Origin of the sequence: Mycobacterium sp. E2733, from assembly GCF_001667585.1 — a bacterium.
Classification (GTDB): Bacteria; Actinomycetota; Actinomycetes; order Mycobacteriales; family Mycobacteriaceae; genus Mycobacterium.
In genome coordinates, this window is the sequence record NZ_LZJZ01000107.1 from 59839 (window position 1) to 84934 (window position 25096).

General features: G+C 67.7%; 23 protein-coding genes and 2 pseudogenes. 15 read left to right on the plus strand and 10 right to left on the minus strand.

Annotation, left to right across the window (positions count from 1 at the left end; all coding sequences use genetic code 11):
- Positions 1–13: 13 nt before the first annotated feature.
- Both A5678_RS20310 and A5678_RS20315 read left to right on the plus strand, forming a co-directional pair.
- Positions 14–493 carry a VOC family protein gene (locus A5678_RS20310; RefSeq protein WP_068045837.1) on the plus strand — a complete coding sequence of 160 codons (480 nt, stop codon included), beginning with the start codon at positions 14–16 and terminating at the stop codon, positions 491–493.
- Positions 484–1926: an NAD(P)/FAD-dependent oxidoreductase gene (locus A5678_RS20315; RefSeq protein WP_068045840.1), complete on the plus strand. Its 1443-nt coding sequence runs from the start codon at positions 484–486 to the stop codon at positions 1924–1926. The genes A5678_RS20310 and A5678_RS20315 overlap by 10 nt, the downstream gene beginning before the upstream one ends.
- 244 nt (positions 1927–2170) lie before the next feature.
- On the opposite strand, the gene A5678_RS20325 is transcribed toward A5678_RS20315, so the two are convergent.
- Positions 2171–2668: a cupin domain-containing protein gene (locus A5678_RS20325; protein ID WP_068045846.1), complete on the minus strand. Its 498-nt coding sequence runs from the start codon at positions 2666–2668 to the stop codon at positions 2171–2173.
- On the opposite strand from A5678_RS20325, the gene A5678_RS20330 reads away from it, so the two are divergent.
- The 3 genes and pseudogenes from A5678_RS20330 (at position 2667) to groL (ending at position 5627) form a co-directional block, all read left to right on the plus strand.
- A complete protein-coding gene (locus A5678_RS20330; protein WP_068045848.1) occupies positions 2667–3389 on the plus strand; it encodes a M24 family metallopeptidase in 723 nt (240 codons plus the stop codon). The two genes, A5678_RS20325 and A5678_RS20330, sit on opposite strands and share 2 nt — an antisense overlap.
- 124 nt (positions 3390–3513) lie before the next feature.
- Positions 3514–3798: pseudogene (locus tag A5678_RS20335) on the plus strand (TetR/AcrR family transcriptional regulator); the annotation flags it as partial.
- Between the two features lie 203 nt (positions 3799–4001).
- The gene (groL, locus tag A5678_RS20340) at positions 4002–5627 is read left to right on the plus strand and encodes a chaperonin GroEL (protein ID WP_067949166.1); all 1626 of its coding nucleotides are present in this window, start codon (positions 4002–4004) and stop codon (positions 5625–5627) included.
- 112 nt (positions 5628–5739) lie between these two features.
- Here groL and A5678_RS20345 read toward each other — a convergent pair whose 3' ends face one another.
- The 3 genes and pseudogenes from A5678_RS20345 to A5678_RS20355 all read right to left on the minus strand — a co-directional run bounded on the left by A5678_RS20345 (position 5740) and on the right by A5678_RS20355 (position 8548).
- Positions 5740–6144 carry a hypothetical protein gene (locus tag A5678_RS20345; protein ID WP_068045851.1) on the minus strand — a complete coding sequence of 135 codons (405 nt, stop codon included), beginning with the start codon at positions 6142–6144 and terminating at the stop codon, positions 5740–5742.
- A gap of 98 nt (positions 6145–6242) precedes the next feature.
- A pseudogene (locus tag A5678_RS20350) lies at positions 6243–6779 on the minus strand (PPE family protein); the annotation flags it as partial.
- Between the two features lie 38 nt (positions 6780–6817).
- Positions 6818–8548 (minus strand): amidohydrolase family protein, encoded by a 1731-nt coding sequence (locus tag A5678_RS20355; protein ID WP_068045855.1) that lies wholly within the window; start codon positions 8546–8548, stop codon positions 6818–6820.
- Positions 8549–8601: 53 nt separating this feature from the next.
- Between A5678_RS20355 and A5678_RS20360 the strand changes: the two genes are divergently transcribed.
- Both A5678_RS20360 and A5678_RS20365 read left to right on the plus strand, forming a co-directional pair.
- A complete protein-coding gene (locus A5678_RS20360) occupies positions 8602–9126 on the plus strand; it encodes a mycothiol transferase (RefSeq protein ID WP_068045859.1) in 525 nt (174 codons plus the stop codon).
- A 17-nt stretch (positions 9127–9143) separates the two neighbouring features.
- On the plus strand, positions 9144–10001 hold the full coding sequence (locus A5678_RS20365) for a hypothetical protein (RefSeq protein WP_068045863.1): 858 nt from the start codon (positions 9144–9146) through the stop codon (positions 9999–10001).
- On the opposite strand, the gene A5678_RS20370 is transcribed toward A5678_RS20365, so the two are convergent.
- On the minus strand, positions 9998–11665 hold the full coding sequence (locus A5678_RS20370; protein ID WP_068045867.1) for a cytochrome c biogenesis protein CcdA: 1668 nt from the start codon (positions 11663–11665) through the stop codon (positions 9998–10000). The two genes, A5678_RS20365 and A5678_RS20370, sit on opposite strands and share 4 nt — an antisense overlap.
- A gap of 83 nt (positions 11666–11748) precedes the next feature.
- Here A5678_RS20370 and A5678_RS20375 point away from each other — a divergent pair, with 83 nt between their 5' ends.
- The 3 genes from A5678_RS20375 (at position 11749) to A5678_RS20385 (ending at position 15985) form a co-directional block, all read left to right on the plus strand.
- On the plus strand, positions 11749–12435 hold the full coding sequence (locus A5678_RS20375) for a TetR family transcriptional regulator (protein ID WP_156747005.1): 687 nt from the start codon (positions 11749–11751) through the stop codon (positions 12433–12435).
- A gap of 74 nt (positions 12436–12509) precedes the next feature.
- Positions 12510–13058, plus strand: coding sequence for an MmpS family transport accessory protein (locus A5678_RS20380; protein WP_068045873.1), 549 nt, complete (start codon positions 12510–12512; stop codon positions 13056–13058).
- Positions 13055–15985: an RND family transporter gene (locus A5678_RS20385; protein ID WP_068045878.1), complete on the plus strand. Its 2931-nt coding sequence runs from the start codon at positions 13055–13057 to the stop codon at positions 15983–15985. The genes A5678_RS20380 and A5678_RS20385 overlap by 4 nt, the downstream gene beginning before the upstream one ends.
- Before the next feature lie 103 nt (positions 15986–16088).
- On the opposite strand, the gene A5678_RS20390 is transcribed toward A5678_RS20385, so the two are convergent.
- The 5 genes from A5678_RS20390 to A5678_RS20410 are packed head-to-tail and all read right to left on the minus strand — an operon-like array spanning position 16089 to position 20728.
- Entirely contained in the window at positions 16089–16535 is a 447-nt protein-coding gene (locus tag A5678_RS20390; protein ID WP_067202009.1) for a DUF5078 domain-containing protein, read from the minus strand.
- A gap of 53 nt (positions 16536–16588) precedes the next feature.
- Complete coding sequence (locus A5678_RS20395) at positions 16589–17506, minus strand: crotonase/enoyl-CoA hydratase family protein (RefSeq protein ID WP_068045881.1); 918 nt, start codon at positions 17504–17506, stop codon at positions 16589–16591.
- Positions 17507–17516: 10 nt separating this feature from the next.
- Positions 17517–17828: a hypothetical protein gene (locus A5678_RS20400; protein WP_068045884.1), complete on the minus strand. Its 312-nt coding sequence runs from the start codon at positions 17826–17828 to the stop codon at positions 17517–17519.
- Between the two features lie 21 nt (positions 17829–17849).
- The gene (locus A5678_RS20405) at positions 17850–19853 is read right to left on the minus strand and encodes a prolyl oligopeptidase family protein (protein ID WP_231983725.1); all 2004 of its coding nucleotides are present in this window, start codon (positions 19851–19853) and stop codon (positions 17850–17852) included.
- A gap of 32 nt (positions 19854–19885) precedes the next feature.
- A complete protein-coding gene (locus tag A5678_RS20410) occupies positions 19886–20728 on the minus strand; it encodes a class I SAM-dependent methyltransferase (protein WP_068045889.1) in 843 nt (280 codons plus the stop codon).
- Between the two features lie 85 nt (positions 20729–20813).
- On the opposite strand from A5678_RS20410, the gene A5678_RS20415 reads away from it, so the two are divergent.
- From A5678_RS20415 to lpdA, 5 genes are read left to right on the plus strand one after another with little or no spacing between them, the layout of a single operon-like run.
- Positions 20814–22337 (plus strand): aldehyde dehydrogenase family protein, encoded by a 1524-nt coding sequence (locus A5678_RS20415; protein WP_068045893.1) that lies wholly within the window; start codon positions 20814–20816, stop codon positions 22335–22337.
- Positions 22337–22819, plus strand: coding sequence for a DUF779 domain-containing protein (locus A5678_RS20420; protein ID WP_068045895.1), 483 nt, complete (start codon positions 22337–22339; stop codon positions 22817–22819). Before A5678_RS20415 ends, A5678_RS20420 begins: the two co-directional genes overlap by 1 nt.
- Before the next feature lie 19 nt (positions 22820–22838).
- Positions 22839–23117 (plus strand): putative holin, encoded by a 279-nt coding sequence (locus A5678_RS20425; protein ID WP_082945642.1) that lies wholly within the window; start codon positions 22839–22841, stop codon positions 23115–23117.
- Positions 23110–23667: a hypothetical protein gene (locus A5678_RS20430; protein WP_068045898.1), complete on the plus strand. Its 558-nt coding sequence runs from the start codon at positions 23110–23112 to the stop codon at positions 23665–23667. Before A5678_RS20425 ends, A5678_RS20430 begins: the two co-directional genes overlap by 8 nt.
- 33 nt (positions 23668–23700) lie before the next feature.
- The gene (gene lpdA / locus A5678_RS20435; protein WP_068045901.1) at positions 23701–25095 is read left to right on the plus strand and encodes a dihydrolipoyl dehydrogenase; all 1395 of its coding nucleotides are present in this window, start codon (positions 23701–23703) and stop codon (positions 25093–25095) included.
- Position 25096: the final 1 nt, after the last annotated feature.

Genomic DNA, 25096 nt, shown 5'->3' on the forward strand with positions numbered 1-25096 from the left:
TAAAGTCGAGAACGTGATTACCGGAATGGCCCACACTGGGGTGTGTGTTCCGGATTGCGAGGCCGCCGTGGCGTTCTACCGAGACGTGTTGGGCCTGCGTGTGCTCTCGCCGCCATACGTGATGACCGGTAACGCCATTCGCGACGACATGGGCGAGCTGGTCGAAGACCCCAACATGAAGGCCGCCATCGTGGGGTTCCCGGGCGACGGCGATCGCGTGCTCGAGGTCATCGAATACCTCGGCGCGCAACCGGAAGGGCGGGCCGACGCCCGGGCCCTCACCGATCACGGGCTGTCCCACGTCGGGCTGATCTGTGAGGACATCGACGCCACCCGGGCCGAGCTGGAGAGCAAGGGCGTGCGCTTCCTGGTCAGCGGAATCGCGGAGGTGGCGCGGGTCCGCACCACCTGGTTCGTCGACCCCTGGGGCGTGGTGTTCATCCTGGTGCAGAAGAGCCGCCCGCAGCGACCGTACTTCTCGCAATGGGCGTGAAGCCGCGGGTCGGGATCATCGGCGCCGGCGCCGGCGGCATCGCCATGGGCATCCAGCTGGCCGAGGGCGGCTACGAGTTCACCATCTTCGACCGGGCCGACGGGTTCGGCGGGACGTGGCGCCACAACACGTTCCCGGGCGCGGCGTGCGACGTCCCGTCGCACCTGTACTCGTATTCCTTTGCGCCCAACCCGCGGTGGAGCAAGACGTACGCGAACCAGCCCGAGATCCTGGCGTATCTGGAAAAGGTCGCCCTCGACCACGGGCTGGGCGCGCGCCTGCGGGCCAACACCGCGATCGTCGCCGTGCGCTGGTCGGACACCCGGCGCCGCTGGACGCTGACCGACGGCGACGGCCGCGAACACGAATTCGACGTGGTGGTCAGCGCCGTCGGGATGCTCGACGTGCCCCACATCCCGGACATCCCCGGGGCGCGGCGGTTCCGTGGCCGCCAATTCCATTCGGCCCGTTGGGATCACACCAAGTCGACGGCCGGCGAGCGGGTGGCGTCCATCGGCACCGGCGCCAGCGCGATTCAGTACGTGCCCGCGATAGCGCCAGAGACCGCGCACCTGACCGTGTTTCAGCGGACGCCGATCTGGATCGCGCCCCGATTCGACTTCCCGTTCACGCCCGAGCAGCACGAGCTGTTCGAACGCGACCCCGCCATGGCGCAGAAGCTGCGCGACGAGGCCTTCGACGCCTACGAGTCGGCCAGCTTCGACGTCGACCATGCCCAGACGCGCGAGGCGACCGAGCTGGCCCGCAGTTACCTCATGCGCAAGGTCGCCGACCCCGAGCTGCGGGCCAAGCTGATGCCGGACTATCCCGCCGGCTGCAAGCGGCCGCTGATGTCACGCGAGTGGTACCCCACGTTCGCGTTGCCCAACGTTTCCCTGGAGACCACCGCGATCGCCGAGCTGACCGAGCGGGGAGTGCGAACCGTGGACGGCGTCGAGCACCGCGTGGACACCATCATCTACGGCACCGGGTTCAAGGCCGCCGATTATCTGGCGAGCATCGACGTCTACGGCACCGGCGGCCGCCGCCTGGCCGAGGACTGGAGCGACGGCGCCGAGGCGTACCTGGGCACGCTGGTGGCCGGGTATCCGAACTTCTTCACGCTCTACGGCCCCAACACGAACGGCGTCAACTCGATCGTCTACATCCACGAGGCGCAGACGACCTTCGTCCGCCATATCGTCGACGCGATGAACGGCCGCGGCGCGCGCACCGTGGAGGTGACACCCGACGCGCAGCGCCGCTACAACGACGAGATACAGGCCGCCATGGCGGGCAAGGTCTGGCTCGCGTGCAGCAACTACTTCCGCCATCCCAGCGGGAAAGTGGTCACCCAATTGCCCTATAGCGGGCGGACCTTCTTCGAGCGCACCCGCGAGCTTGTCGACGCCGACTACCGCTTCGGTCGGTGACCGTTCGCGGGCCGGAGCCGCCGCCCGCGGACCTTGGCGGACGCGGTGGGCGCGCGCTTGAGGCCCGGGCGTCTCGGTCGTTTGACCCGCTCCGCGGTCCTGATCGGGGCGCTGAACGCCGTCTCGACCTTCATCCGCAACCACGCCGCCGCCCGCTTCGACCTCACCTGCACGGCCAAACCCTACGTTGCGCAGATGCCGCGTATCGCCGCCGATCGCCGAAGTTCGCTCCCCATTAACCCGTCTACTGCACCCAGTAGTTGTCGTGGCGAATGAACCACTCTCTGCACTCGTCGTCGGTCATGTCGGCGAGTGCCCCGAAGCCCTCGAAGTAGGCCTCCCGGGGCGCGCCCGGCGCGAACAGCATCAGGATCGACGCCGGCTCGTCGTCGGCCCCGTTGCGGAAGCCGTGGACGCCGCCGGGCGGGACGTAGAGGAAGTCGCCTTGCCGGCCGTCGGCCCACTGGGTGCCGTCGTAGAGCTTCATCGTCCCGGACAGCACGAAGAAGGCCTCGGACATCGCCCGGTGAAAGTGCGGACCGGGCCCGCCGCCGCCCGCGGGGATGTCGACCCGGTACAGCCCGTAGTCGCCATCGGTGGCCTGCTGGTTGGCCAGGTAGTGGTATTTGACGCCCCCGGTTTCGTAGTCGGGCGGTGAGTCGGCCCGCTTGAGCCAGGCGCTGATCTCCGGCTCGTCGTTGGTGTATCGGGGCGGGGGATAGGGCGGCACGACGAGGGACATGCTCCCAGTGTGCGGCTATAACATCGCGAGCGTGGCGGAGGAACTGATTCGGGCTGAACGGCTGCTCGACGCCCAGGAGAAGGCGGCGCGGCTGTTCGACGAGATCGAGCGGCGCGCCATGATCCGCCCCGGTGTCTCGGAAAAGCAGTTGTCCGACGAAATCAACCGGCTCGCCGCGGAAATGCTCGGGGTCACCCGGCACTGGCATCGGCGGATCGTGCGGGGGGGTGAGAACACGCTGCAGCCCTTCAGCGAGCGCCCGCCGGACCGGGTGGTCGCCGACGGCGACATCGTCTTCCTCGACCTGGGTCCGATCTTCGCGGAGTGGGAGGCCGACTTCGGCCGCACGTTCGTGCTCGGCGACGACCCGCACAAGACCGCCGTCCGCGATGCCTTGCCCCGGGTGTGGCGGGCCGGCCGCGAGTACTTCGAAAGGCGCCCGGACATCACCGGCGCCGAGCTGTACGACTTCGTCGTCGGGCTGGCGCACGCCGAGGGCTTCGAGTTCGCCAGTTCCATCGCCGGCCACCTGGTCGGGGAGTTCCCGCACAAGAAGATCGCCGGACCCGGCGTCCAGTGGTACATCATGCCCGGCTCGAACAAGCCGATGCGGCGCACGGACCCGACCGGCCGCGCCTGCCATTGGATCCTGGAGATCCATCTGGCCGATCGGGCCCGCGGCTTCGGCGGCTTCTACGAGCAGCTGCTCGACCTGCCCTAGTGCGATCGCAAGCGCGGCGCATACGCCGGGCGCGGCGGGTCGGCACCATTGACCTCAGCCGAGGGGATACGTGACGCCGGTGAGCTCCTCCGAGACCGCCCACAACCGCCGCTGCACGCCGACGTCGATGGTGCTGCAGTGGGGCGCCGCGGACCGCGGGCTGGTCGACGCCCTGGCCGGCTACGGGATCGACATCGCCTGCGCCGCGCCCGATGCCGAAGACGCCTTCAAGGCCATGCTCGGCGAGTTGCTCCGCGCCGCGCAGGACGCGGGCACCGCGCGGCGCGACATCGACATGCGCGACCTCAAGGCGATCCTGGTCGGCTGCCAGGCCGTGCAGGCCTACGACGCGGCGCTTGCGGAGCGGGCGACGGACGTCGTCATCGACGGTTTACGCGTGCAGCGATAAGGCCCGATCGTTCTTGCACTCGGCATGGGCGAGTGCTAAGAATGACGTTGGCACTCGCGACCGGTGAGTGCTAGGTCGGGACGGTGAGACCAGCAGACACCTGGGGTCGTCCGTCGCGGGCACTGCACCCGGCCAGCGTAAGTAATGGGGTGGCCACGCGTGGTCACCCGGTGTCATTCCCGATCCGGAGGAATCACTTCGCAATGGCCAAGACAATTGCGTACGACGAAGAGGCCCGTCGCGGCCTCGAGCGGGGGCTCAACGCCCTCGCCGACGCGGTAAAGGTGACGCTGGGACCCAAGGGTCGCAACGTCGTCCTGGAGAAGAAGTGGGGTGCCCCCACGATCACCAACGATGGTGTGTCCATCGCCAAGGAGATCGAGCTGGAGGACCCATACGAGAAGATCGGCGCCGAGCTGGTCAAGGAAGTCGCCAAGAAGACCGACGACGTGGCCGGTGACGGCACGACGACGGCCACGGTGCTGGCCCAGGCGCTGGTGAAAGAGGGCCTGCGGAACGTCGCGGCCGGCGCCAACCCGCTGGGTCTCAAGCGCGGCATCGAGAAGGCCGTGGAAAAAGTCACCGAGACACTGCTCAAGCAGGCCAAGGAGGTCGAGACCAAGGAGCAGATCGCCGCGACCGCCGCGATCTCCGCGGGCGACCAGTCGATCGGCGACCTGATCGCCGAGGCGATGGACAAGGTCGGCAACGAGGGCGTCATCACCGTCGAGGAGTCCAACACCTTCGGCCTGCAGCTCGAGCTCACCGAGGGTATGCGCTTCGACAAGGGCTACATCTCGGGCTACTTCGTCACCGACGCCGAGCGGCAGGAAGCGGTCCTCGAGGACCCCTACATCCTGCTGGTCAGCTCCAAGGTGTCGACGGTCAAGGACCTGCTCCCGCTGCTGGAGAAGGTCATCCAGGCCGGCAAGCCGCTGCTGATCATCGCCGAGGACGTCGAGGGTGAGGCTTTGAGCACCCTGGTCGTCAACAAGATCCGCGGCACCTTCAAGTCGGTGGCCGTCAAGGCCCCCGGCTTCGGTGACCGCCGCAAGGCGATGCTGCAGGACATGGCGATCCTCACCGGTGGTCAGGTGATCAGCGAGGAGGTCGGCCTGTCGTTGGAGAGCGCCGACGTGGCCCTGCTCGGTAAGGCCCGCAAGGTCGTCGTCACCAAGGACGAGACCACCATCGTCGAGGGCGCAGGTGACACCGACGCCATCGCCGGGCGCGTGGCCCAGATCCGCCAGGAGATCGAGAACAGCGATTCCGATTACGACCGCGAGAAGCTGCAGGAGCGCCTGGCCAAGCTGGCCGGCGGTGTTGCGGTGATCAAGGCCGGCGCCGCCACCGAGGTGGAGCTCAAGGAGCGCAAGCACCGCATCGAGGACGCGGTCCGCAACGCCAAGGCGGCCGTCGAGGAGGGCATCGTCGCCGGTGGTGGCGTGGCCCTGCTGCACGCGTCCCCGTCCCTGGACGAGCTGAAGCTCTCCGGTGACGAGGCGACCGGCGTCAACATCGTGCGCGTCGCGCTCGAGGCTCCGCTGAAGCAGATCGCCTTCAACTCCGGGCTGGAGCCCGGCGTTGTCGCCGAGAAGGTCCGCAACTCGCCCGCCGGGACCGGCCTGAACGCCGCCACCGGTGAGTACGAGGACCTGCTCAAGGCCGGCGTTGCCGACCCGGTCAAGGTCACCCGCTCGGCGCTGCAGAACGCGGCGTCCATTGCCGGGCTGTTCCTGACGACCGAGGCCGTCGTCGCCGACAAGCCGGAGAAGGCGGCCGCTCCCGCGGGCGACCCGACCGGCGGCATGGGCGGCATGGACTTCTAGAAAGTCCACGAAAAGCCCGGTCTGCGTTGCAGGCCGGGCCTTTTCGTGTCCGCCGAGCGTGAACTCACGGCTGGATTCCGGCGGTTTTTCCGCCCTGGTTTCACGCTCGGCGCTAGGCCGGCAGCGAGAACACCACGCAGTCGTGCAGGCAGCCCTTGGCCGTGCCGGGAGAGTCGGGGTCGGCCTCGCGGTGCAACAGCGCGCGGGTGGGCACGACGCCCAGGCGAACGGCGTCCCCCGCTCGGTCTTCGGTCACCTCGGCCGTGCCGTCGACGATCAGCGAATAGCCGCCGGGCTTGGTCGGGGGCCACAGCAGGGTGACGTCGCGGCGCCGGGCGAGATTCTGCCGGGTGCGGCCGCCGATCAGGCCGACGTCGACGATCGCCTCGCGCAGCCGCGGTTCGACGGTCACGGTGTGCACGCGATAGTCGTCGTCGACGGTGACCAGGTACGCGTACGGGTAGTCCTGGAGCGCGGCGGCGAGCCGCTCGATGTCCACCCTCTTCTTCGTGCGCATGATGCTCAGGATAGGCGCGGGCCGGGCGGTCAGAGCGTGCGCGGAACCCGCGCCGCGGGAAGGCCGAACGTGAGCTGTCCGCTGCTGCTGAAGTGGAAGCCGAGGTTCTGCAGCACCTGCTGCCAGGGCGCCAGTTTCTCCACGGCCGCCGACGCGTCGGCGTGGTAACCGTACATCGCCTCGACGTCCGACGCCCACATCTGGTCATAGGCGGCCTCTATGTCGGCGATCGCGGGGGTGTTCTGGCCCAGCCAGTTGGTGGCCGACAACGCTTGCGCCAGAGCGCGGTTGGCCGCGACCACCGCGGGCTGCACGGTGTTCGCCAGCGCACCCTCGAACGCGTGGGCGACGGCCGAGGCCTGGCTGGACACCGCCTCGGCCTGGGCCGCGGCCGCGCTGAGCCAGCTGACGTAGTGCGTGGCGAGGGCCATCATCGCCGCCGACGACGGGCCCTGCCAGGACCCGTTGGCCAAATTTGACGTGACCGAAGAAAATGACGATGCTGACGATGCCAGGTCCTCGGCGAGGCCGTCCCAGGCTTCCGCGGCAGCAAGCAGCGGCCCGGCTCCGGGACCCGCGAAGATTCGTGCCGAGTTGACTTCTGGCGGCAACCACGCAAAATGCGGGCTCGTCACCGGCTCAACTTACCCGGGATTTGGCGATTTTGGTGGCGTTATTGCGCGGGTACCGGGCGGGGTTGCCGGCCGCGGACCAACTTGCCTGGGCGAGCTTCGGTGGGCACACCGTTCTCCGCGATCACCTCGCCGGCCACGATCGTCGCGACGTACCCGTCGGCGGTCTGGTCCAGCCGCTTTCCCCCGGCCGGCAGGTCGTAACTGATCACCGGTTTGTGCAGTCGCAACGCGGCGTGATCGATGACGTTGAGGTCGGCCTTGTACCCGACCGCGACGCGCCCCCGGTCGCCCAGCCCGGCGATGCGGGCCGGCACCGAGGTGAGCTCACGGACGGCTTCCGGCACCGTGAACCGCCCCGACTTCCGGTCGCGGGCCCAGTGCGCCAGGAAGTACGTCGAGTAGCTTGCGTCGCAGATCATCCCGTAGTGCGCACCGCCGTCGCCGAGCCCGAGCACCACGTCTTCGCGGTGCAGCAGCTCCCCGACGGTGTCCAGCGAGTTGCCCTGCAGGTTGCTGGTGGCTACGAGCAGCATGGCCCGGCCGTCGTCGTCGAGCAGCCGGTCGTAGGCCTCCTCCATCGGGTCCACACCCTTGGCCCGCGCGCGGGCCCCGATGCTGGTCGACGGGTCGGGCTCGTAGTCCGGGTTGTCGCCCAGCGGAAAGATCCAGTCCCACATCTGCGCCACGTACAGGATCGGGTGACCGACGCCGGGCTTGTCGGCCAGGATGCGGGCCCGCACCTCCGGCTTGCGCATCTCGGCGACCCGCCCGGCCAGCGGCAGGTGCGCGATCTCCCGGTAGCTGGGGTAGAGCACGAACGGGTTGGCGGACAGCTGCAGCCCGATGATCAGCCCGATCGGGCGCGGCAGCAGCTGCGCGGTGATGTCCCCGCCGGCCGCGTTCGCCTTCTCGATCATCGTGATGGCGTCCGGCCACGTCGGGTCGCCGGCGTTGGCGACGACCAACGTGAACGTGAGCGGCAGGCCGACATCCTCGGCAACGTCGAACACCATCTGCAGCACGGGCTCGTAACCGCCGGCCGGGATGTCCGGCACGAACTGCAGCAGGCCGCCGCCGCCGTCGACGACACCGCGGGCGATCTCTTCGATCTCCTCCCGGGCTGCGTCGTAGCTCGGGATGGGCGAACCGCTTTCGGTCTTGTGGATGGTGAGCCGGGACGACGCGAAGCCGAGCGCTCCGACCTCGACCGCCTCCTTGGCGAGCGCCCGCATCTTGGCGAGGTCTTCGGCGGTGGCCGGCTCGCGGTTCGCGCCGCGCTGACCCATCACGTAGACGCGCAGCGGGGAGTGCGGCAGGTACGCGGCGACATCGATATCACGTTGTCGCGACTCCAGGGCGTCGAGGTATTCGGGGAACGTCTCCCACGTCCAGGGCAGGCCGTCGGTCATGACGACGCCGGGAATGTCCTCGACGCCGGCCATCACGTCGACGAGCACGTCGTGGTCTTCCTGACGGCACGGGGCGAAGCCGACCCCGCAGTTGCCCATGACCACCGTGGTCACCCCGTGTGCGGACGACGGCGTCAGGCGTTCCGACCAGATGGACTGGCCGTCGTAGTGGGTGTGCAGGTCGACGAAGCCGGGGGTGACCAGCAGCCCGGCGGCGTCGATCTCCCGCGCAGCCCGCTCGCCGTTCACGTGACCGACCGCTGCGATCACGCCGTTCGCCACCGCGACGTCGCCGACATACGGCTCCCCGCCCAGCCCGTCGACGATGGTGCCATTGCGGATGATCAGGTCGTACGTCATCCAAACAATCTACGACCGCGCCCGCGGGTCGTGCCAGGATCTAGGGTCGCTGTATGGCCAACACCTCCAGCCCCGACGCCGCCGTCCAAGAACTGCTCCGCGACGCCTTCACCCGGTTGATCGAACACGTCGACGACATCGCCGACGGATTGACCGACGAGGTCGCCAACTACCGGGCGACGCCGGACGCCAACAGCATCGCCTGGTTGCTCTGGCACAGCGCGCGGGTGCAGGACATCCAGCTGGCCGACGTCGCCGGCGTCGAGCAGGTGTGGCTGCGCGACGGCTGGGTGGACCGGTTCGGGCTGGACCTGCCCCGCAACGACACCGGCTACGGGCACAAGCCCGAGCAGGTGGCGAAGGTCAAGGCTCCCGCGGATCTGCTGTCCGGTTACTACCACGCCGTGCACGAGCTGACCCTCGAATACGTCGCCGGCGTGACCGCCGGCGACCTCGAGCGGGTCGTCGACACCAACTGGGACCCGCCGGTGACGGCCAGCGCGCGGTTGGTGAGCATCATCGACGACTGCGCCCAGCACCTCGGGCAGGCCGCCTACGTTCGCGGAATCGCGCCGTAGGCGTTGGGCTTTCCGGCGTGCGATTTCTGGCCGCGGTCTTTCGTGCGGTGCTGTGGCTGGCCACCACCGTCGCGCTGGCCGTGGCGGTCCCGGGAGCCTGGCTGCAGCTGAATGTCATCAGCGAGGGCGGCTACGCCGCGCTGGCCCAAAGGGCCGCGGCCGATCCCGAGCTGCAGTCGGCGGCGGCGGACGAACTGACCAACCGCGCGATGGCACTCGTCGCGGGCCATAACGGACGTCGGCCGGTCGACGGCGCGGAGTTGCACGAGGCCGCCGCCGCGTTCACGGCCGGGCCGGCGTTTCCGGCACTGTTCGCCCAGGCCAACCGGGGGGCGCACCGCTGGCTGTTCACCACCGGTGGCGCCCGGGAACCCTGGGAGATCGACGTGGCCCCGATGCTCAGGGACGCCTCGGTACAGCGGATACTGAGCGGCCACAGCGTGAAAGTGCCTGCGACGCTGACGGTTCCATTGACGGCATCGGTGCCGCGATCGCTGCGGCAGGGCCAGCTCGGCCCGCTTGCCACCTGGGGCCCCTGGGTGAGCGTCGGCGCGGTGGCCCTCAGCGCGGTGTGTGCCGTGCTGACGCTGGCCGCCGCCCGCCGCCGCGGCAAGGCGCTCACCAGTCTCGGTGTCTCCGCGCTGTTGGTCGGCGCCGGCGGCTGGGCGGGCATCGAGATCGCCGGCCGCTACGTCAACGACGCGCTCAACCGGACCACCGGCGACATCCGGCGCATCGCCGAGGCGATGGTCGGGCACGCCGAGGCAAGCCTGCACGAATGGCTCAACCTGACGTTGCTCGCCGGCGCCGCGCTGGCGGTCGCCGGTGTCGTCGTGGCCATGCTGGGCAGCCTGCGGAAGAAGCCGGCCGGCTAGCCGAAGGTGAACGAAAAGACTTGCAGGCCAGGGCTGACCCGCATGTCGAGCACATCGCTGCGCCCCGCTCCGTCGGCCACGATCGGATGCAGCGTCGGTGGCCCGCCGATCGCCGTCGTGGTCGTCTTGCCGTCGCGGGTCACGGCGAGGGTGCCCGTCCCGCCGACCACGACGTAGACGTCCTTGGCGGTGTAGCTCAGCCGGATGGCGGCGTCATCGCCGTCGGCGGTGGCGCCTTGATCGTCGAGCTTCCATCGGCCGCGCAGCGCGAACGTGTCGCCCGCCAGCTGCGGTGGATAGCTGAAAGCGCCCGACTTGTAATCGCCTCCGCCGCCGTAGTTTCGGGCCCGGTCCACCCCGAGGTAGGTCTCCGGCGTGAGCCTCGTGTGCGGCGTGGTGTCCGGGGAATGGGTCGGCCCGGGCAGCCGGGCGCCGGGCTGGGCGTCGACGAGCAGTTCGCGGATCAGCTTCTCGGTGCCGTCGTAGTCGCCCTCACCGAACTTGGTGTGGCGCACCGTTCCGGTCGCGTCGATCAGGTATTCCGCCGGCCAATAGAGGTTTTGGTAGTTGTTCCAGGTGGTGTAGCCGTTGTCCAGCGCGACGGGGTAGGTGATGTGCAGCGCGGCGGCGCCGGCGGCCACGTTGGCCGGGACCCGTTCGAAGGCGTACTCGGGGGTGTGCACCCCGACGACGATGAACCCGGCGTCGTGATACCGGTTGTACCAGTCGGTTACATGCGCGATGGCCCGTTGGCAGTTGATGCACGAGTAGGCCCAGAAGTCGATCAGCACCACCTTGCCCCGCAGCGACGCCAGGTCGACGGGCGCGCCGCCGGGGGTGTTGAGCCACCCCGTGATGCCGCTGACCGCGGGCGCCGGCCCACATTGCTCGAGCCGATCCGCGCCCTCGGTGCAGTCGCCCAGCGCGCCGCCGCCCGGGCCGCCGAGCTGCTGGCGAATCTCGTTGGCGCCAACCGCTTTCTGCATCGCGGTCGTGTAGTCGGGCACGGCGCGTTGCAACATCGCGGGCAGGTTGAAAACCAGCGCCACGGCCAGCACGATCATGGTGATGCCGCCGGCGATCCGGACGATGCGCTGCCGCCGTCGGAAAGCGCCGACGCGCTCGGCGACGCCTCGCCCGGCGAGCGCGAAGGCCAGGAGCGGCAAGGCGGTGCCGATCGCGAACGTGGCGGTGAGGATCAAGATGGGCAGGCCGATCGTGGCGGTGCCGCCCGCGACCACGATCGCGGCCAGCACCGGTCCGGCGCACGGCACGTACAGCGCACCCAGCGTCAAGCCCAACCCGAAACCCGTTCTGCCGCTTCCCATCCGACGCTGCGGTAAGCGGGCGAACGGCCGCTCGATCAAGTGCTGCAGCGGCGGGAAGATAAGGCCGACGCCGATGAGTGTCAGCACCACCAGGGCGGCCCAGCGGATCGCGTCCTGCGGCAGGTGCAGCGCGGACAGGATGGCCGAGCCGGCCAGTGTCACCACGCTGAAGCTGCAGACCAGGCCCGCGATCACCAGGTACGGCCGGGCGGCGGAGGTGCGCGCCCGGGTGCCGTCCACGCCCGAGAAGAAGACGACGGGCAGCACCGGCAGGATGCACGGCGAGATGCCGGTGATGAGGCCGCCGAGGAAGCCGATGAGCGCGATGGTGTGCATAGCTAGTAACACCTTTACCTGGCCGGGACGGTTCAAGTGGCCCAGCACAAATCACATGCCGTGCGTTATACAAATCACACAACGTGCGTTACGCTCTGCCGGTGGCGCAACTCACCTTCCAACGCGCCCGCACCGAGGAGAAAAAGCGCCAACGTGCGGAGGCACTCGTGGAAGCCGCGCGTTCACTGGCGCTCGAGACCGGCGTCGCGTCGGTCACGTTGACCGCGGTCGCCACCCGGGCCGGCATTCACTACTCCGCCGTCCGCCGCTACTTCAGCTCGCACAAGGAAGTCCTCCTGCACCTGTCCGCGGAAGGGTGGGTGCGCTGGTCGAACACCGTGTCGGAGAAGTTGGCCGAACCGGGCCCCAAGTCGCCGTCGCGGATCGCCGAGACGCTGGCCCAGGCCCTGGCCGACGACCCGCTGTTCTGCGACCTGCTGGCCAACCTGCACCTGCACCTCGAACACGAGGTGGACGCGGAGCGGGTGATCGAGGTCAAGCGGATCAGCACCGCCGCTACGGTGTCGCTCGCCGAGTCCATCGAGAGGGCGCTGCCGGAACTCGGCCGATCGGGGTCGCTGGACATCCTCTTGGCCGCGTACTCGCTGGCGGCGACGCTGTGGCAGGTGGCCAACCCGCCGGAGCGCCTCACCGACGTCTACGCCGAGGAGCCGGAAGTAGTGCCGCCCGAGTGGAATCTGGACTTCACTTCCGCCCTGACTCGGCTGCTGACTGCCACGTGCATCGGCCTCATCTCGGGATCGCAATGAACGCAGGAAGGGGGCTGGGGAGCTATGGCTTGGCGAACTCCAACCGGTGAAGATGGGAAGGATTTGGAGTGCCCATGACGATGACTGAGCCAAGGACCGAGCCGCTGAATAAGCTGGGTTCCGCCGGCAGGGAGGGCAAAATGGTCGCTCCGCAGCGCCCCAAGAAGAAGGGGCTTTTGGGGCGTTTCTGGCTGGTGCTCACGATCGCAGCCGTCGTCGCGGTGTCGGGTTTCGTCGTATACCGATTGCACGGCGTCTTCGGCGTCCACCGCGGTTCGTTCGGTGGCGGCACCTCGGGCGAGGTCCTCGACGAGTTCAACGCCAAGACGATCACGCTCCAGGTCTGGGGGCCACCGGGCAGCACGGCAACTATCAACTACCTCGACGAAAACTCCCATCCGCAGCAGGCGCTCAACGTGCCCTTGCCGTGGAGCAAAGTATTGAGTTCAACGAAACCCGGCATCCCGGCAAACCTGGTGGCCCAAGGAGACGGCAGTTGGATCGCCTGCCAGTTCATGGTGAACAAGCACGACGGGAGCGGTGACGTCATCAAGACTCCAAACCGCTCAGATCCCAACCAAACCGTGAACGCCTTCGTCTACTGCCTGGACAAGTCCGCATGAGCGAGCCGGGCGAGGCTCCGCCGCGCGTCGATCAGCCGCTGATCCCGCCGTTCCTGCCGCGGATGATCCATCGGCTTGCCCTGCCGATCGTCCTGGTGTGGTTGGGCATCGTGTTCGTCACCAACACGGTGGCCCCGCAGCTGGAGGTCGTCGCCAAAACCCACTCGGTGTCGATGAGTCCGACTGCCGCGGCATCCTTTCAGTCGATGATGAAGGTCGGATCGACGTTCAAAGAGTTCAACTCCGACAACTCGGCCATGATCTTGCTCGAGGGCGACAAGCCACTCGGGGCCGAAGCGCACCGCTACTACGACGAGATCGTCAGGCGCGTCGAGCAAGACAAGAAACACGTTCAGCACGTCCAGGATTTCTGGAGTGATCCGCTGACGGCAGCGGGTTCCCAGAGCCACGATCAGAAGGCCGCGTACGTCCAGGTTTACCTCGCCGGCAACATGGGCGGCGGGCTAGCGAACGAGTCTGCCCTGGCCGTTCGCAAGATCGTGGATTCGGTGCCCGCGCCGCCGGGAATCAAGGCATACGTCACCGGCGCCGGTCCGCTGTTCGCCGACCAGTCCCACTCGGGGGAGAAGGGTGTCGCCGTCGTCACCCTCATCACTTTTTTGGTGATCGTGGTGATGCTGCTGTTCGTGTACCGGAAGGTCAGCATCGTTCTGATCATGCTGGCCATGGTGTTCATCGAGCTGGCAGCGGCCCGCGGTGTCGTCGCGACACTCGGTAACTACGGCGTCATGGGGCTCTCGACCTTCGCCAACAACATGCTGGTGCTTATGGCGATCGCCGCCGGGACGGATTACGCGATCTTCGTGGTCGGCCGCTATCAGGAGGCCCGTGGTCTGGGCGAAACCCGCGAAGAAGCGTTCTACACCATGTTCCACAGCACCGCGCATGTCGTGCTGGGATCGGGCCTGACCATCGCGGGCGCGATGTACTGCCTGAGCTTCTGCCGGCTGCCGTACTTCCAGTCGCTGGGGGTGCCTTGTGCGGTCGGCATGCTGGTCGCGGTGTTGGCGGCTTTGACGCTTGCTCCGGCGATGCTGACGGTGGCTTCGTTCTTCAAGCTCATGGATCCGAAGCGCAAGCTGCAGACCCGGGGCTGGCGCCGGATCGGCACCGCGGTCGTCCGCTGGCCCGCACCGGTTCTCGCTATGACCATCGGGATCGCATTGGTTGGTCTGCTCGCCCTGCCCGGTTACAAGACGGACTACGACAACCGCCACTTCCTGCCGGCAGACACCCCGGCCAATGTCGGTTATGCCGCCGCGGACCGGCACTTCGACCAGGCCCGGCTCAATCCTGAGCTGTTGATGATCGAGACCGATCACGACCTGCGCAACCCGGCCGACTTCCTGGTCTTGGACAAGGTCGCCAAGGCGGTCTTCCACATTCCCGGTATCGGCCGGGTGCAGACCATCACCCGGCCGTTGGGCACGCCGCTCGACCACAGCACCCTCGGGTTTCAGATGAGTGCCCAAGCCGCAGGGCGGATCCAGACCCAGCACTATCAAGACGAACAGGCGAAGAACCTGCTCAAGCAGGCGGATGAGCTGCGCAAAACGATGGCGACGCTACATGAGCAGATGCAGGTGACCCAGGACCTCAGCAACACCACGCACGAAACCACCAGGCTCACCAAGGAGACCGTGCAGATCACCGAGGCATTGCGCGACGACATCGCCAACTTCGACGACTTCTTCCGGCCGATCCGCAGCTACTTCTACTGGGAGAGGCACTGCTACGACATCCCCGCCTGCTGGGCGCTCCGGTCGATCTTCAACGCGCTCGACGGCATCGACCAGGTGGCCCAGAACATCGTGAACCTCAGCGCGAACCTCGACAAGCTGGATCGGATCCAGCCGAAGCTGGTGGCGCTGATACCGCCGCAGATCGAGAGCCAGCAGCGCAACCTCGACACCATCATGTCGAACTACGCGACCACCATGGGTCTCAACGAACAGGCCAGAGCGCAGTCCGACAATGCCACCGCCCAGGGCGATGCCTTCGACAAAGCGAAGAACGACGACACGTTCTACCTTCCGCCGGAGGCGTTCAAGAGCCCGGATTTCGCCCGGGGCCTCAAACAGTTCATCTCGCCGGACGGGCACGCCGTCCGGCTGATCATCTCCCATGAAGGCGACCCGGCGACTCCTGAAGGCATCAGCCACATCGAACCGATCAAGCAGGCCGTGCACGAGGCGATCAAGGGCACGCCCTGGGAGGGCGCCAAGGTCTACCTCGGCGGTACCGCCGCGACGTACAAGGACATGCACGACGGCTCCAACATCGACCTGATGATCGCCGGAATTGCCGCAGCCACACTGATTTTCATCATCATGCTGGTGATCACCCGAAGCGTCGTGGCGGCCTTCGTGATCGTCGGTACGGTGTTGCTGTCACTGGGCGCCTCATTCGGACTCTCCGTGCTCGTATGGCAGTACATCCTGGGCATGAAGCTGCACTGGATGGTGCTGGCGATGGCGATCATCCTGCTGCTGGCGGTCGGCTCGGACTACAACCTGCTGTTGATATCGCGGTTCAAGGAGGAAATCCACGCCGGGCTCAAAACGGGGACGATCCGCGCGATGGCCGGTTCGGGCTCGGTGGTGACCTCCGCCGGTCTGGTGTTCGCCGCGACCATGGCCACGTTCATGTTCAGCCCGCTGGTGGTGATGGCCCAGGTGGGTACGACGATCGCGCTGGGTTTGTTGTTCGACACCTTGATCGTGCGGTCGTTCATGACGCCGTCGCTGGCCACCTTGCTCGGGCGCTGGTTCTGGTGGCCGCAGCACGTGCGCCCACGGCCGGCCAGCACCATGCTGCGGCCGTACGGACCGCGTCGCGCTGTGCGCGATTTGCTTCTCAAGAACGTCGAGGAGCGCCCGGCGGGCGGATTGGTACAGCCGCGCTGACCTTCGAGGCGCGCGAACGTCGAGATCCCTGCATTACTGACGGCGCGCGCAGACAAAAGATCCGCGCGTCCTTCCTCACGGACGCGCGGATCTTTTTAGGCGCTCAGGCCCAGTTCCACACCGACATGTCGCCGGGTGGGTACTGGGCGCACGCGTCAGTCGCCTTCGCGACGACGCCCTTGTTGTTGAAGAACAGCTTCATGTGGTTGGGCCACGCGTACCACAGCGGGTCGTTGTTGTAGAAGTTCTCGGAATACGTCCGGCGGTCCTCGGGCGACAACGAGTAGAACCAGTGCACCTTGTCGATCGTCGCCTGCTGAACGTTCGGGTGGTTGTTGAAGTCGATCATGTACCGCTGGTAGTACACCGGGCTGGTGTCGCGGGTGGCCGCCATGATCTGCTCGGCATCGCAGGTGGTGTTGATCATCCTGCGCGGGATCGGGAAGTCCTCCGTGGAATCGGCCACGGCGGTTTTAGGGAACGCCGTAGCGGCGATACCCAAAGCGAAGACAGCGACGCCTGCACGCAGGCCAGAACTCAGCCGGGACATAGTTGTTAACGGTAACACTTTTTGGGCGGCGGGGGACAGGTTCCTAGTCCGTCTCAGCATTGGCCCCGATCAGGCACGATGACGTGCGTGGGGTCGGGCCGCAGCTCCGGCGGAGCCTGGCTGTAGTCGCCGAAGGGACCGTCGCGCCGCTCGACTGCGGCCCTCATGCCTTGGGTTTGCGCAATCTGGATGAAGTCGAGCGCTTCGGGTGTGTTGCGCATCAGCCCGTCGAGGATGCCGCCCAGCAGCTGGGTCGAGGCCAGGCCCATGTTCTCGTAGGCCTGGTTGACGATAAGCTTCTGCGCCCGCAGCTGCGACAGCGGTATTCGGGCCAGCTCGGCGGCGATCTCGGCGACCCGGGCCTCGAGCCGCTCGAACGGCACGGCCTCGTTGATCAGCTCGACCTCGGCGGCCTGCACGCCGGTCAGCGGGCGCCCGGTCAGTGAATGCCACTTGGCCTTGGCGAAGCTGAGCCGGTAGAGCCACATGCCGGTCAGGTATGCGCCCCACATCCTGCTGTACGGGGTGCCGATCACCGCGTCCTCGCTGGCGATCACGAGGTCGGCGCATAGCGCGTAGTCGCTGCCGCCGCCGACGCACCAGCCGTGCACCTGCGCGACCACCGGTTTGGACGCCCGCCAGATGGCCATGAATTTCTGGTGCGGTCCGGTTTCGCGCGCGGTGACCATCGCGAAGTCCTTGCCGGGATCCCACTGCCCACCGGTCTTCATGAAGTCGTCCCACTGCCGGAAGCCGCCGCCGAAGTCGTAGCCGGCGCAGAAGGCGCGGCCGGCGCCGCGCAGCACGATGACCTTGACGGCCGGGTCGCGCTCGGCCAGGCCGACGGCCGCCTCGATCTCGTCGGGCATGGGCGGCACGATCGTGTTGAGCTGCTCCGGACGGTTGAGGGTGATGGTGGCCACCGGGCCGGCCGTCGTGTACAGGAGCGTCTCGAAGTCGCTGGTCGGCATGATGGCTTCCTTACGGGTCGGGCTGGCGGTTTTCCGGCGATGACGCGTAGATGCGGTCGCCGACCTTCAGATACGGCGTCGTCAGGTAAGCCGACAGGACGACGAGGCCGGAGAAGATCACCGCCACGCAGACGGCGTTGGGCCAGAGCCTGCCCGTGCCGGCCGCGAAGCAGACGGTGCCGATGATCGCGGTCGCCCAGTAGAACCGACGGCCGGCGCGGCGGTCGCCGATGAAGCGGTAGCGTGCCTGCGCCGCCGACACCAGGACGAAGATCAATCCGGTCGCCAGCAGGGTGAGTTCGATGCGTTGGGTCGCTGACACGCCGACGATCTTATGGCTCGGTCAGCGGCCTGCCAGCATCCGCCATAGGAACGAGTAGGTCAGCGCCGACTTGAACGCCACCTGTTGGTTGTCGGCCGCCCCGGCGTGGCCGCCCTCGATGTTCTCGTAGTAGTAGACCCGGTGACCCGCCGCCTCCAGCGCGGCGGTCATCTTGCGGGCGTGGCCCGGATGCACCCGATCGTCGCGGGTGGACGTGGTCATCAGCACCGGCGGGTAATGGCGCGTGGCCGAGATGTTCTGGTAGGGAGAGTATTCGGAGATGAACGCCCAGTCGTCCGGATTGTCGGGGTCGCCGTACTCGGCCATCCACGAGGCGCCCGCGAGCAGCAGGTGGTAGCGCTTCATGTCCAGCAGCGGCACGCTGCAGACCAGCGCGCCGAACCTCTCGGGGTACCGGGTCAGCATGATGCCCATGAGCAGGCCGCCGTTGCTGCCGCCCTGCGCACCGAGCTGATCGACCGTGGCAATGCCGCGGTTCACCAAATCCGTTGCCACCGCGGCGAAGTCCTCGGCCACCTTGTGCCGGTCCTCGCGCATGGCCTGGGTGTGCCAGGCGGGTCCGTATTCCCCGCCGCCGCGGATGTTGGCCAGCACGTAGGTGCCGCCGCGGGCCAGCCACAGCCGGCCGAGCACGCCGCTGTAGGCGGGGGTGTTGGCGGATTCGAAGCCGCCGTAGCCGTACAGCATGGTCGGCCCGGGGCCCCGCACATCGGCGGGCCGCACCACGAAGTACGGGATCGGCGTGCCGTCCTGCGACGCCACGAAATGCTGGGCAACCGCGATGTTGTCGGCGTCGAAGAAGGCCGGCGCGGACTTGATCTGGTCGAGCGGGCCGGCGCCCGTGCCGCGCATGAGGCGGGACGGGGTGACGAATCCGCTGGAGTCCAGGAAGAACTCGTCGCCGGTGTCGTCGGCGGTGACGACGACGGTGTTGGTCGCCTCGGGAATGCCGGGGACCGGCTCGCGCCGCCAGACGCCCGGCGTGACGATCTCCACCCGGCTGGCCACGTCGGCGAGGCTGACCATCAGCAGGCGGTCGCGCGTCCACGCGTAGTGGTTCAGCGCGGTGTGCTCGTCGGCCTCGAACACCACGTTCAATTCCGCTGTGCCCGATAGGAACTCGTCATAGTTGGCCGCCAACAGGGAACCGGCGGGATAGCTCTGCGCGCCGTAGAACCAATCGGTGCGCAGCTCGATCAGGAGCCACTCGCGGTGTATCGACAGGCTCGCGTCGGTGGGCGCGTCGATCCGGATAAGCTCCGGGCCGCGCAGTTCGTAGACCTCTTCGTTCCAGAAGTCGAGGGCCCGCCCCAGCAGGGTGCGCTCGAAGCCGGGGGTGCGGTCCACCGAGGCGGATACGCGGACGTCGGTGCGGGCGCCTTCGAACACGGTTTCCGCTTCGGTCAGCGGGGTGCCCCGGCGCCACCGCTTGATCACCCGCGGGTAGCCCGAGTCGGTGAGCGAGCCGGCGCCGAAGTCTGTGCCCACCAGGACGGTATCGGTATCCACCCAGGCCAGTTGCGACTTGGCCTCCGGCAGCGCGAACCCGTCGGTGATGAATTCGCGTGTCGCCATGTCGAATTCGCGCACGACGGAGGCGTCCGAGCCGCCCCTGGACAGCGCGACCAGGGCGCGCGTGTACTCGGGTTCGATGACGCCGGCGCCGGCCCACACCCAGTTCTCGTCGCCGGCTCTTGCCAATTCGTCGACGTCGATCAGCACGTCCCACTCGGGGGCGTCGGTGCGATAGCTCTCCAGCGTGGTGCGCCGCCACAGCCCGCGCGGGTTGGCGGCGTCGCGCCAGAAGTTGTAGAGGTACTCGCCGCGGCGGACCACGTACGGGATGCGGGCGTCGGTGTCGAGCACCTCGAGCGCCTCGGCGCGCATCCGCTCGAACTCCGCGTCGCGGAAGGTCGCCAGTGTCGGTTCGTTGCGCGCCCGCACCCAATCCAGCGCCTCGTCGCCGGTGACTTCCTCGAGCCACAGGTAGGGGTCGTCGGTCATGACCGCCATTCTGACGGCAGCCGATCGCGCCGCTACGCCGCCCTGGTGACGAGCGCCGTCCATGGCAGTTCGAGCGCGCCGTCGCGCGCGTAGGTCTCCAGCGCGGGGTCGAGCGTCGCGCGAACCGCGTCGAGTTGGCCGGGGTCCAGCGACGCGACCAGTTCAGCCACCGGGCCGGCGACCTCGGTGACGTGGGACCAGTAGTCCTCGGGGCCGTCGAAGCGCATGACGCCGGTGAGCTCTTCGACCGCGACATCGGAAAAGCCGCCACCGGTTGCGAGGTCCCGGTTGCGCTCGGGAGCGGAGAGCGAAAAGAGGCCGCCGGGGGAGAAGGCGTCGCCCGGCGGCGCGACACCGTTCTGCAGCAGCGCCGCCACGAGCTGAAAGATCCACGGGTTGCGATCCGGTGGCCCCCACGTCGCGTAGGCGCACCGGCCGCCCGGGCGCAGCACCCGACGGATCTCGCCCATCGCCCGGGTCTGTCCCGGCATGAGCATCAGACCGAACCGCGACAGCACCCCATCGACGCTGCCGTCGGGCAGGTCGATCCGCTCCGCGTCGATGACGCGGCACTCGACGTTGTCCAGGCCCCGCTCGCTCGCCCCGCGGCGCGCCGCCTGCACCATTTCGGGCACAAAATCGCTGGAGATCAGACGACCCGTCGGACCGAGCCGCGCGGCGACGAGGAAGCCGGTCTCGCCCGGGCCCGCCGCCAGCTCCAGAACTGTCTGGCCCGGCCGCGGATCGACCTCTGCGACGAGCCAGTCCGACACCGAGCGCACCTGGGAGAAGAGGCGGTCACGGTGCTTGACCCAGGCCGGCGCGACCGCGCTCCACTGCCGCAGGGCCTCCTCGGCAGCGTTGCTTCCGGACATGATTCCCCTCGTTCCGCAGCGTCCGACCGGGACGAGCAAAGCGTACTGTGAGCCTTGTCACGCAGGAAGATAAGGAGCCGAAGAGATGACTGTCTTCGCACGTCCAGGTTCCGCTGGGGCGTTGATGTCGTACGAAGCCCGCTACGACAACTTCATCGGGGGCGAATGGGTCCGGCCCGCGCAGGGCCGCTATTTCGAGAACCCGACACCGGTGACCGGCCAGCCGTTCTGCGAGGTGGCCCGGTCCGACGAGGCCGACATCGACAAGGCGCTCGACGCGGCACACGGGGCAGCGGGCGCGTGGGGCAAGACGCCGCCGGCCGAACGGGCGCTGATCCTGAACAAGATCGCCGACCGGATCGAGGAGAACAACGCCGCGCTGGCGGTGGCCGAAGTGTGGGACAACGGCAAGCCGATCCGCGAGGCGCTCGGCGCCGACATCACTTTGGCGGTCGACCATTTCCGCTACTTCGCCGGCGCGATCCGGGCGCAGGAGGGCTCGCTGTCGCAGATCGACGAGGACACCGTCGCCTACCACTTCCACGAGCCGCTCGGGGTGGTCGGGCAGATCATCCCGTGGAACTTCCCGATCCTGATGGCCACCTGGAAGATGGCGCCGGCACTGGCGGCCGGCAACGCGGTGGTGCTCAAACCCGCCGAGCAGACGCCGGTTTCGGTGCTCTACCTGATGTCGCTGATCGGTGACCTGCTGCCGGCGGGCGTGGTCAACGTCGTCAACGGGTTCGGTGCCGAAGCGGGCAAGCCGCTGGCGTCGAGCAACCGGATCGCCAAGGTGGCGTTCACCGGGGAGACCACCACCGGGCGGCTGATCATGCAGTACGCCTCGCAGAACCTGATCCCGGTCACCCTCGAACTCGGCGGCAAGAGCCCCAACGTCTTCTTCTCCGACGTGATGGCCAAGAACGACGACTTCCAGGACAAGGCCCTCGAGGGCTTCACCATGTTCGCCCTGAACCAGGGCGAGGTGTGCACCTGCCCGTCGCGCAGCCTGATCCAGTCCGACATCTATGACGAGTTCCTGGAGCTGGCCGCCATCCGGACCAAGGCGGTGCGGCAGGGCGACCCGCTGGACTCCGAGACGATGCTGGGTTCGCAGGCCTCCAACGACCAGCTGGAGAAGGTGTTGTCTTACATCGAGATTGGCAAGGACGAAGGCGCCAAGATCATCACTGGGGGTGAGCGCGCCGAGCTGGGCGGCGACCTGTCCGGCGGTTACTACATGCAGCCGACGATCTTCGCCGGCAACAACAAGATGCGCATCTTCCAGGAGGAGATCTTCGGCCCGGTGGTGGCGGTGACGTCGTTCTCCGACTACGACGACGCTATCTCGATCGCCAACGACACCCTCTACGGTCTGGGCGCGGGGGTGTGGAGCCGTGACGGGAACACCGCCTACCGGGCCGGCCGCGACATCCAGGCCGGCCGGGTGTGGGTCAACTGCTATCACGCCTATCCCGCGCACGCCGCGTTCGGCGGCTACAAGCAATCGGGCATCGGCCGGGAGAATCACAAGATGATGCTCGACCACTATCAGCAGACCAAGAACCTGATGGTGTCCTACTCCGATAAGGCGCAGGGCTTCTTCTGATGGTCCCGGGCCCTCCGGCGGGTGTGGTCATCACCGCGGACGCCGCCGAGATGTTGGAGCGGCTGCAGGATCGGCATGGCCCGGTGATGTTCCACCAGTCCGGCGGCTGCTGCGACGGGTCGTCGCCGATGTGCTACCCGCGGGGGGACTTCCTCGTCGGCGACCGCGACGTGTTGATCGGCGTGCTCAACGTGGGCACGGACGGGGTGCCGGTGTGGATCTCGGGCCCGCAGTATGAGACCTGGAAGCACACCCAACTCGTCATCGACGTGGTCCCGGGCCGTGGCGGCGGATTCAGCCTGGAGGCGCCCGAAGGGGTGCGGTTTCTGTCCCGCGGCCGCGTCTTCACCCACGACGAACAGGCCGCGCTGCGGGGCACCCCGGTCATCACCGGTGCCGATTACGAACGTGGCGAACGCCCTTGCGCGCGCGGTCAGGTGGTGACTGACGCGGCTCCGGGGACGTGCCCTCCGGCTCGGTGACCGCAGTAATGTCGAAATCGTGATCCCCCTCCCGCGTCCGCGGTTGTTGGCCGGCGCCATGCTGATCGGCGCTGCCGCCGGGTTGCTTACGGGCGTGGGATTCGCGGTGGCCGTCCACGGGGGCATCCGCCCGGTCTTCGCCATCGCCTCGGTGGTTGGGATTCCCAGCGCGGCCGGACTGCTGGCGATCCTGTTTTCCGGCCGTCGGTGGGTGACGATGCTCGGCGCGTTCATCCTGGCGGTGGCGCCCGGCTGGTTCGGTGTGCTCGTCGCGCTCCAGGTGACCTCCCATGGCTGACGACGACACCCCCTCGAGCCCGGGCACCCAGTCATGGGTGCCCGACTTCTCCGATTCCGAAGAGGACACGGGGACGCGGTCGTGGGTGCCGGACTTCTCCGACGACACCGGCGAACAGCCCGCCGCGAAGGACGAGCCGCAGACGCCCGAGCCGGCCGCCGACGAACAGGGGGCCGACTCCGAATCCACCGTCGCGCCGGTGCAACCCGTCACCGTTCCCGGGCGCTACCTCTACCTGAAGTGGTGGAAGCTGCTGCTGGTGATCCTCGGCGTGTGGTGCGTGGCGGCCGTCGTCGGGTTGGGCCTGTTCTATTGGTGGTACCACTCGGTCGACCCGACCGCGGCGCTCTTCGCGATCCTGGTGTACGTCGTGGCGTGCACCGTCGGTGGCGTGCTGCTCGCGATGGTCGAGGGCAGGCCGCTGGTCTCGGCGCTGTCGATGGCCGTGCTGTCGGGGCCGTTCGCCTCGCTGGCCGCCGCGGCACCCCTGGACGGCTACTACCACTGCGCGCGGGTGGGCCACTGCCTGCTCGGCCTCATTCCGTATTAACGCCGCGCCCGGGCGGCCACTAGGGTAGGGGCCGTGACCCATTTTGACGTCGTCGTCCTCGGGGCCGGTCCCGGTGGATATGTCGCAGCCATTCGCGCCGCACAGCTCGGCCTGAACACCGCAGTCGTCGAGCCGAAGTACTGGGGCGGAGTCTGCCTCAACGTCGGCTGCATTCCGTCCAAGGCGTTGCTGCGCAACGCCGAGCTGGTGCAGATCTTCACCAAAGAGGCCAAGACTTTCGGGATGAACGGCGAGGCGACGTTCGACTACGGCGCCGCCTTCGATCGCAGCCGCAAGGTGGCCGAGGGCCGGGTCGCGGGCGTGCACTTCCTGATGAAGAAGAACAAGATCACCGAGATCAACGGGTACGGCAGGTTCACCGACGCCAACACCTTGTCCGTCGACCTCAACGACGGCGGGACCGAGACCGTCACGTTCGACAACGCGATCATCGCCACCGGCAGCAGCACCCGGTTGGTGCCCGGCACGTCGCTCTCGGAGAACGTGGTGACCTACGAGGAACAGATCCTGTCCCGCGAGCTGCCCGAGTCGATCATCATCGCCGGTGCCGGCGCGATCGGCATGGAGTTCGGCTACGTCATGAAGAACTACGGCGTGGACGTGACCATCGTGGAGTTCCTGCCGCGCGCGCTGCCCAACGAGGACGCCGACGTCTCCAAGGAGATCGAGAAGCAGTTCAAGAAGCTGGGCATCAAGATCCTTACCGGGACCAAGGTCGAGTCCATCGACGACAATGGCGCCGAGGTAACGGTCGTGGTCAGCAAGGACGGTAATTCGGAGGAACTCAAGGCCGCAAAGGTGTTGCAGGCCATCGGCTTTGCGCCCAACGTCGAGGGCTTTGGCCTGGAGAAGACCGGCGTCGCGCTGACCGACCGCAAGGCCATCGGGATCAACGACTACATGATCACCAGCGTGCCGCACATCTACGCCATCGGTGACGTCACCGGGAAGCTGATGCTGGCCCACGTCGCCGAGGCCATGGGTGTGGTGGCGGCCGAAACCATTGCGGGCGCAGAGACTTTGGCCCTGGGCGACTACCGGATGTTGCCGCGGGCGACGTTCTGCCAGCCCCAGGTGGCCAGCTTCGGGCTGACCGAGCAGCAGGCCCGCGACGAAGGCCACGACGTCGTGGTGGCGAAGTTTCCGTTCAGCGCCAACGGCAAGGCGCACGGCCTGGGCGACCCCAGCGGCTTCGTCAAGCTGGTCGCCGACGCGAAGCATCTCGAGTTGCTGGGCGGGCACCTGATCGGCCATGACGTGTCCGAGCTGTTGCCCGAGCTGACGCTGGCGCAGAAATGGGACCTGACCGCCAACGAGCTGGCCCGCAACGTGCACACGCATCCGACCATGTCCGAGGCGCTGCAGGAGTGCTTCCACGGCCTGGTCGGCCACATGATCAACTTCTGAA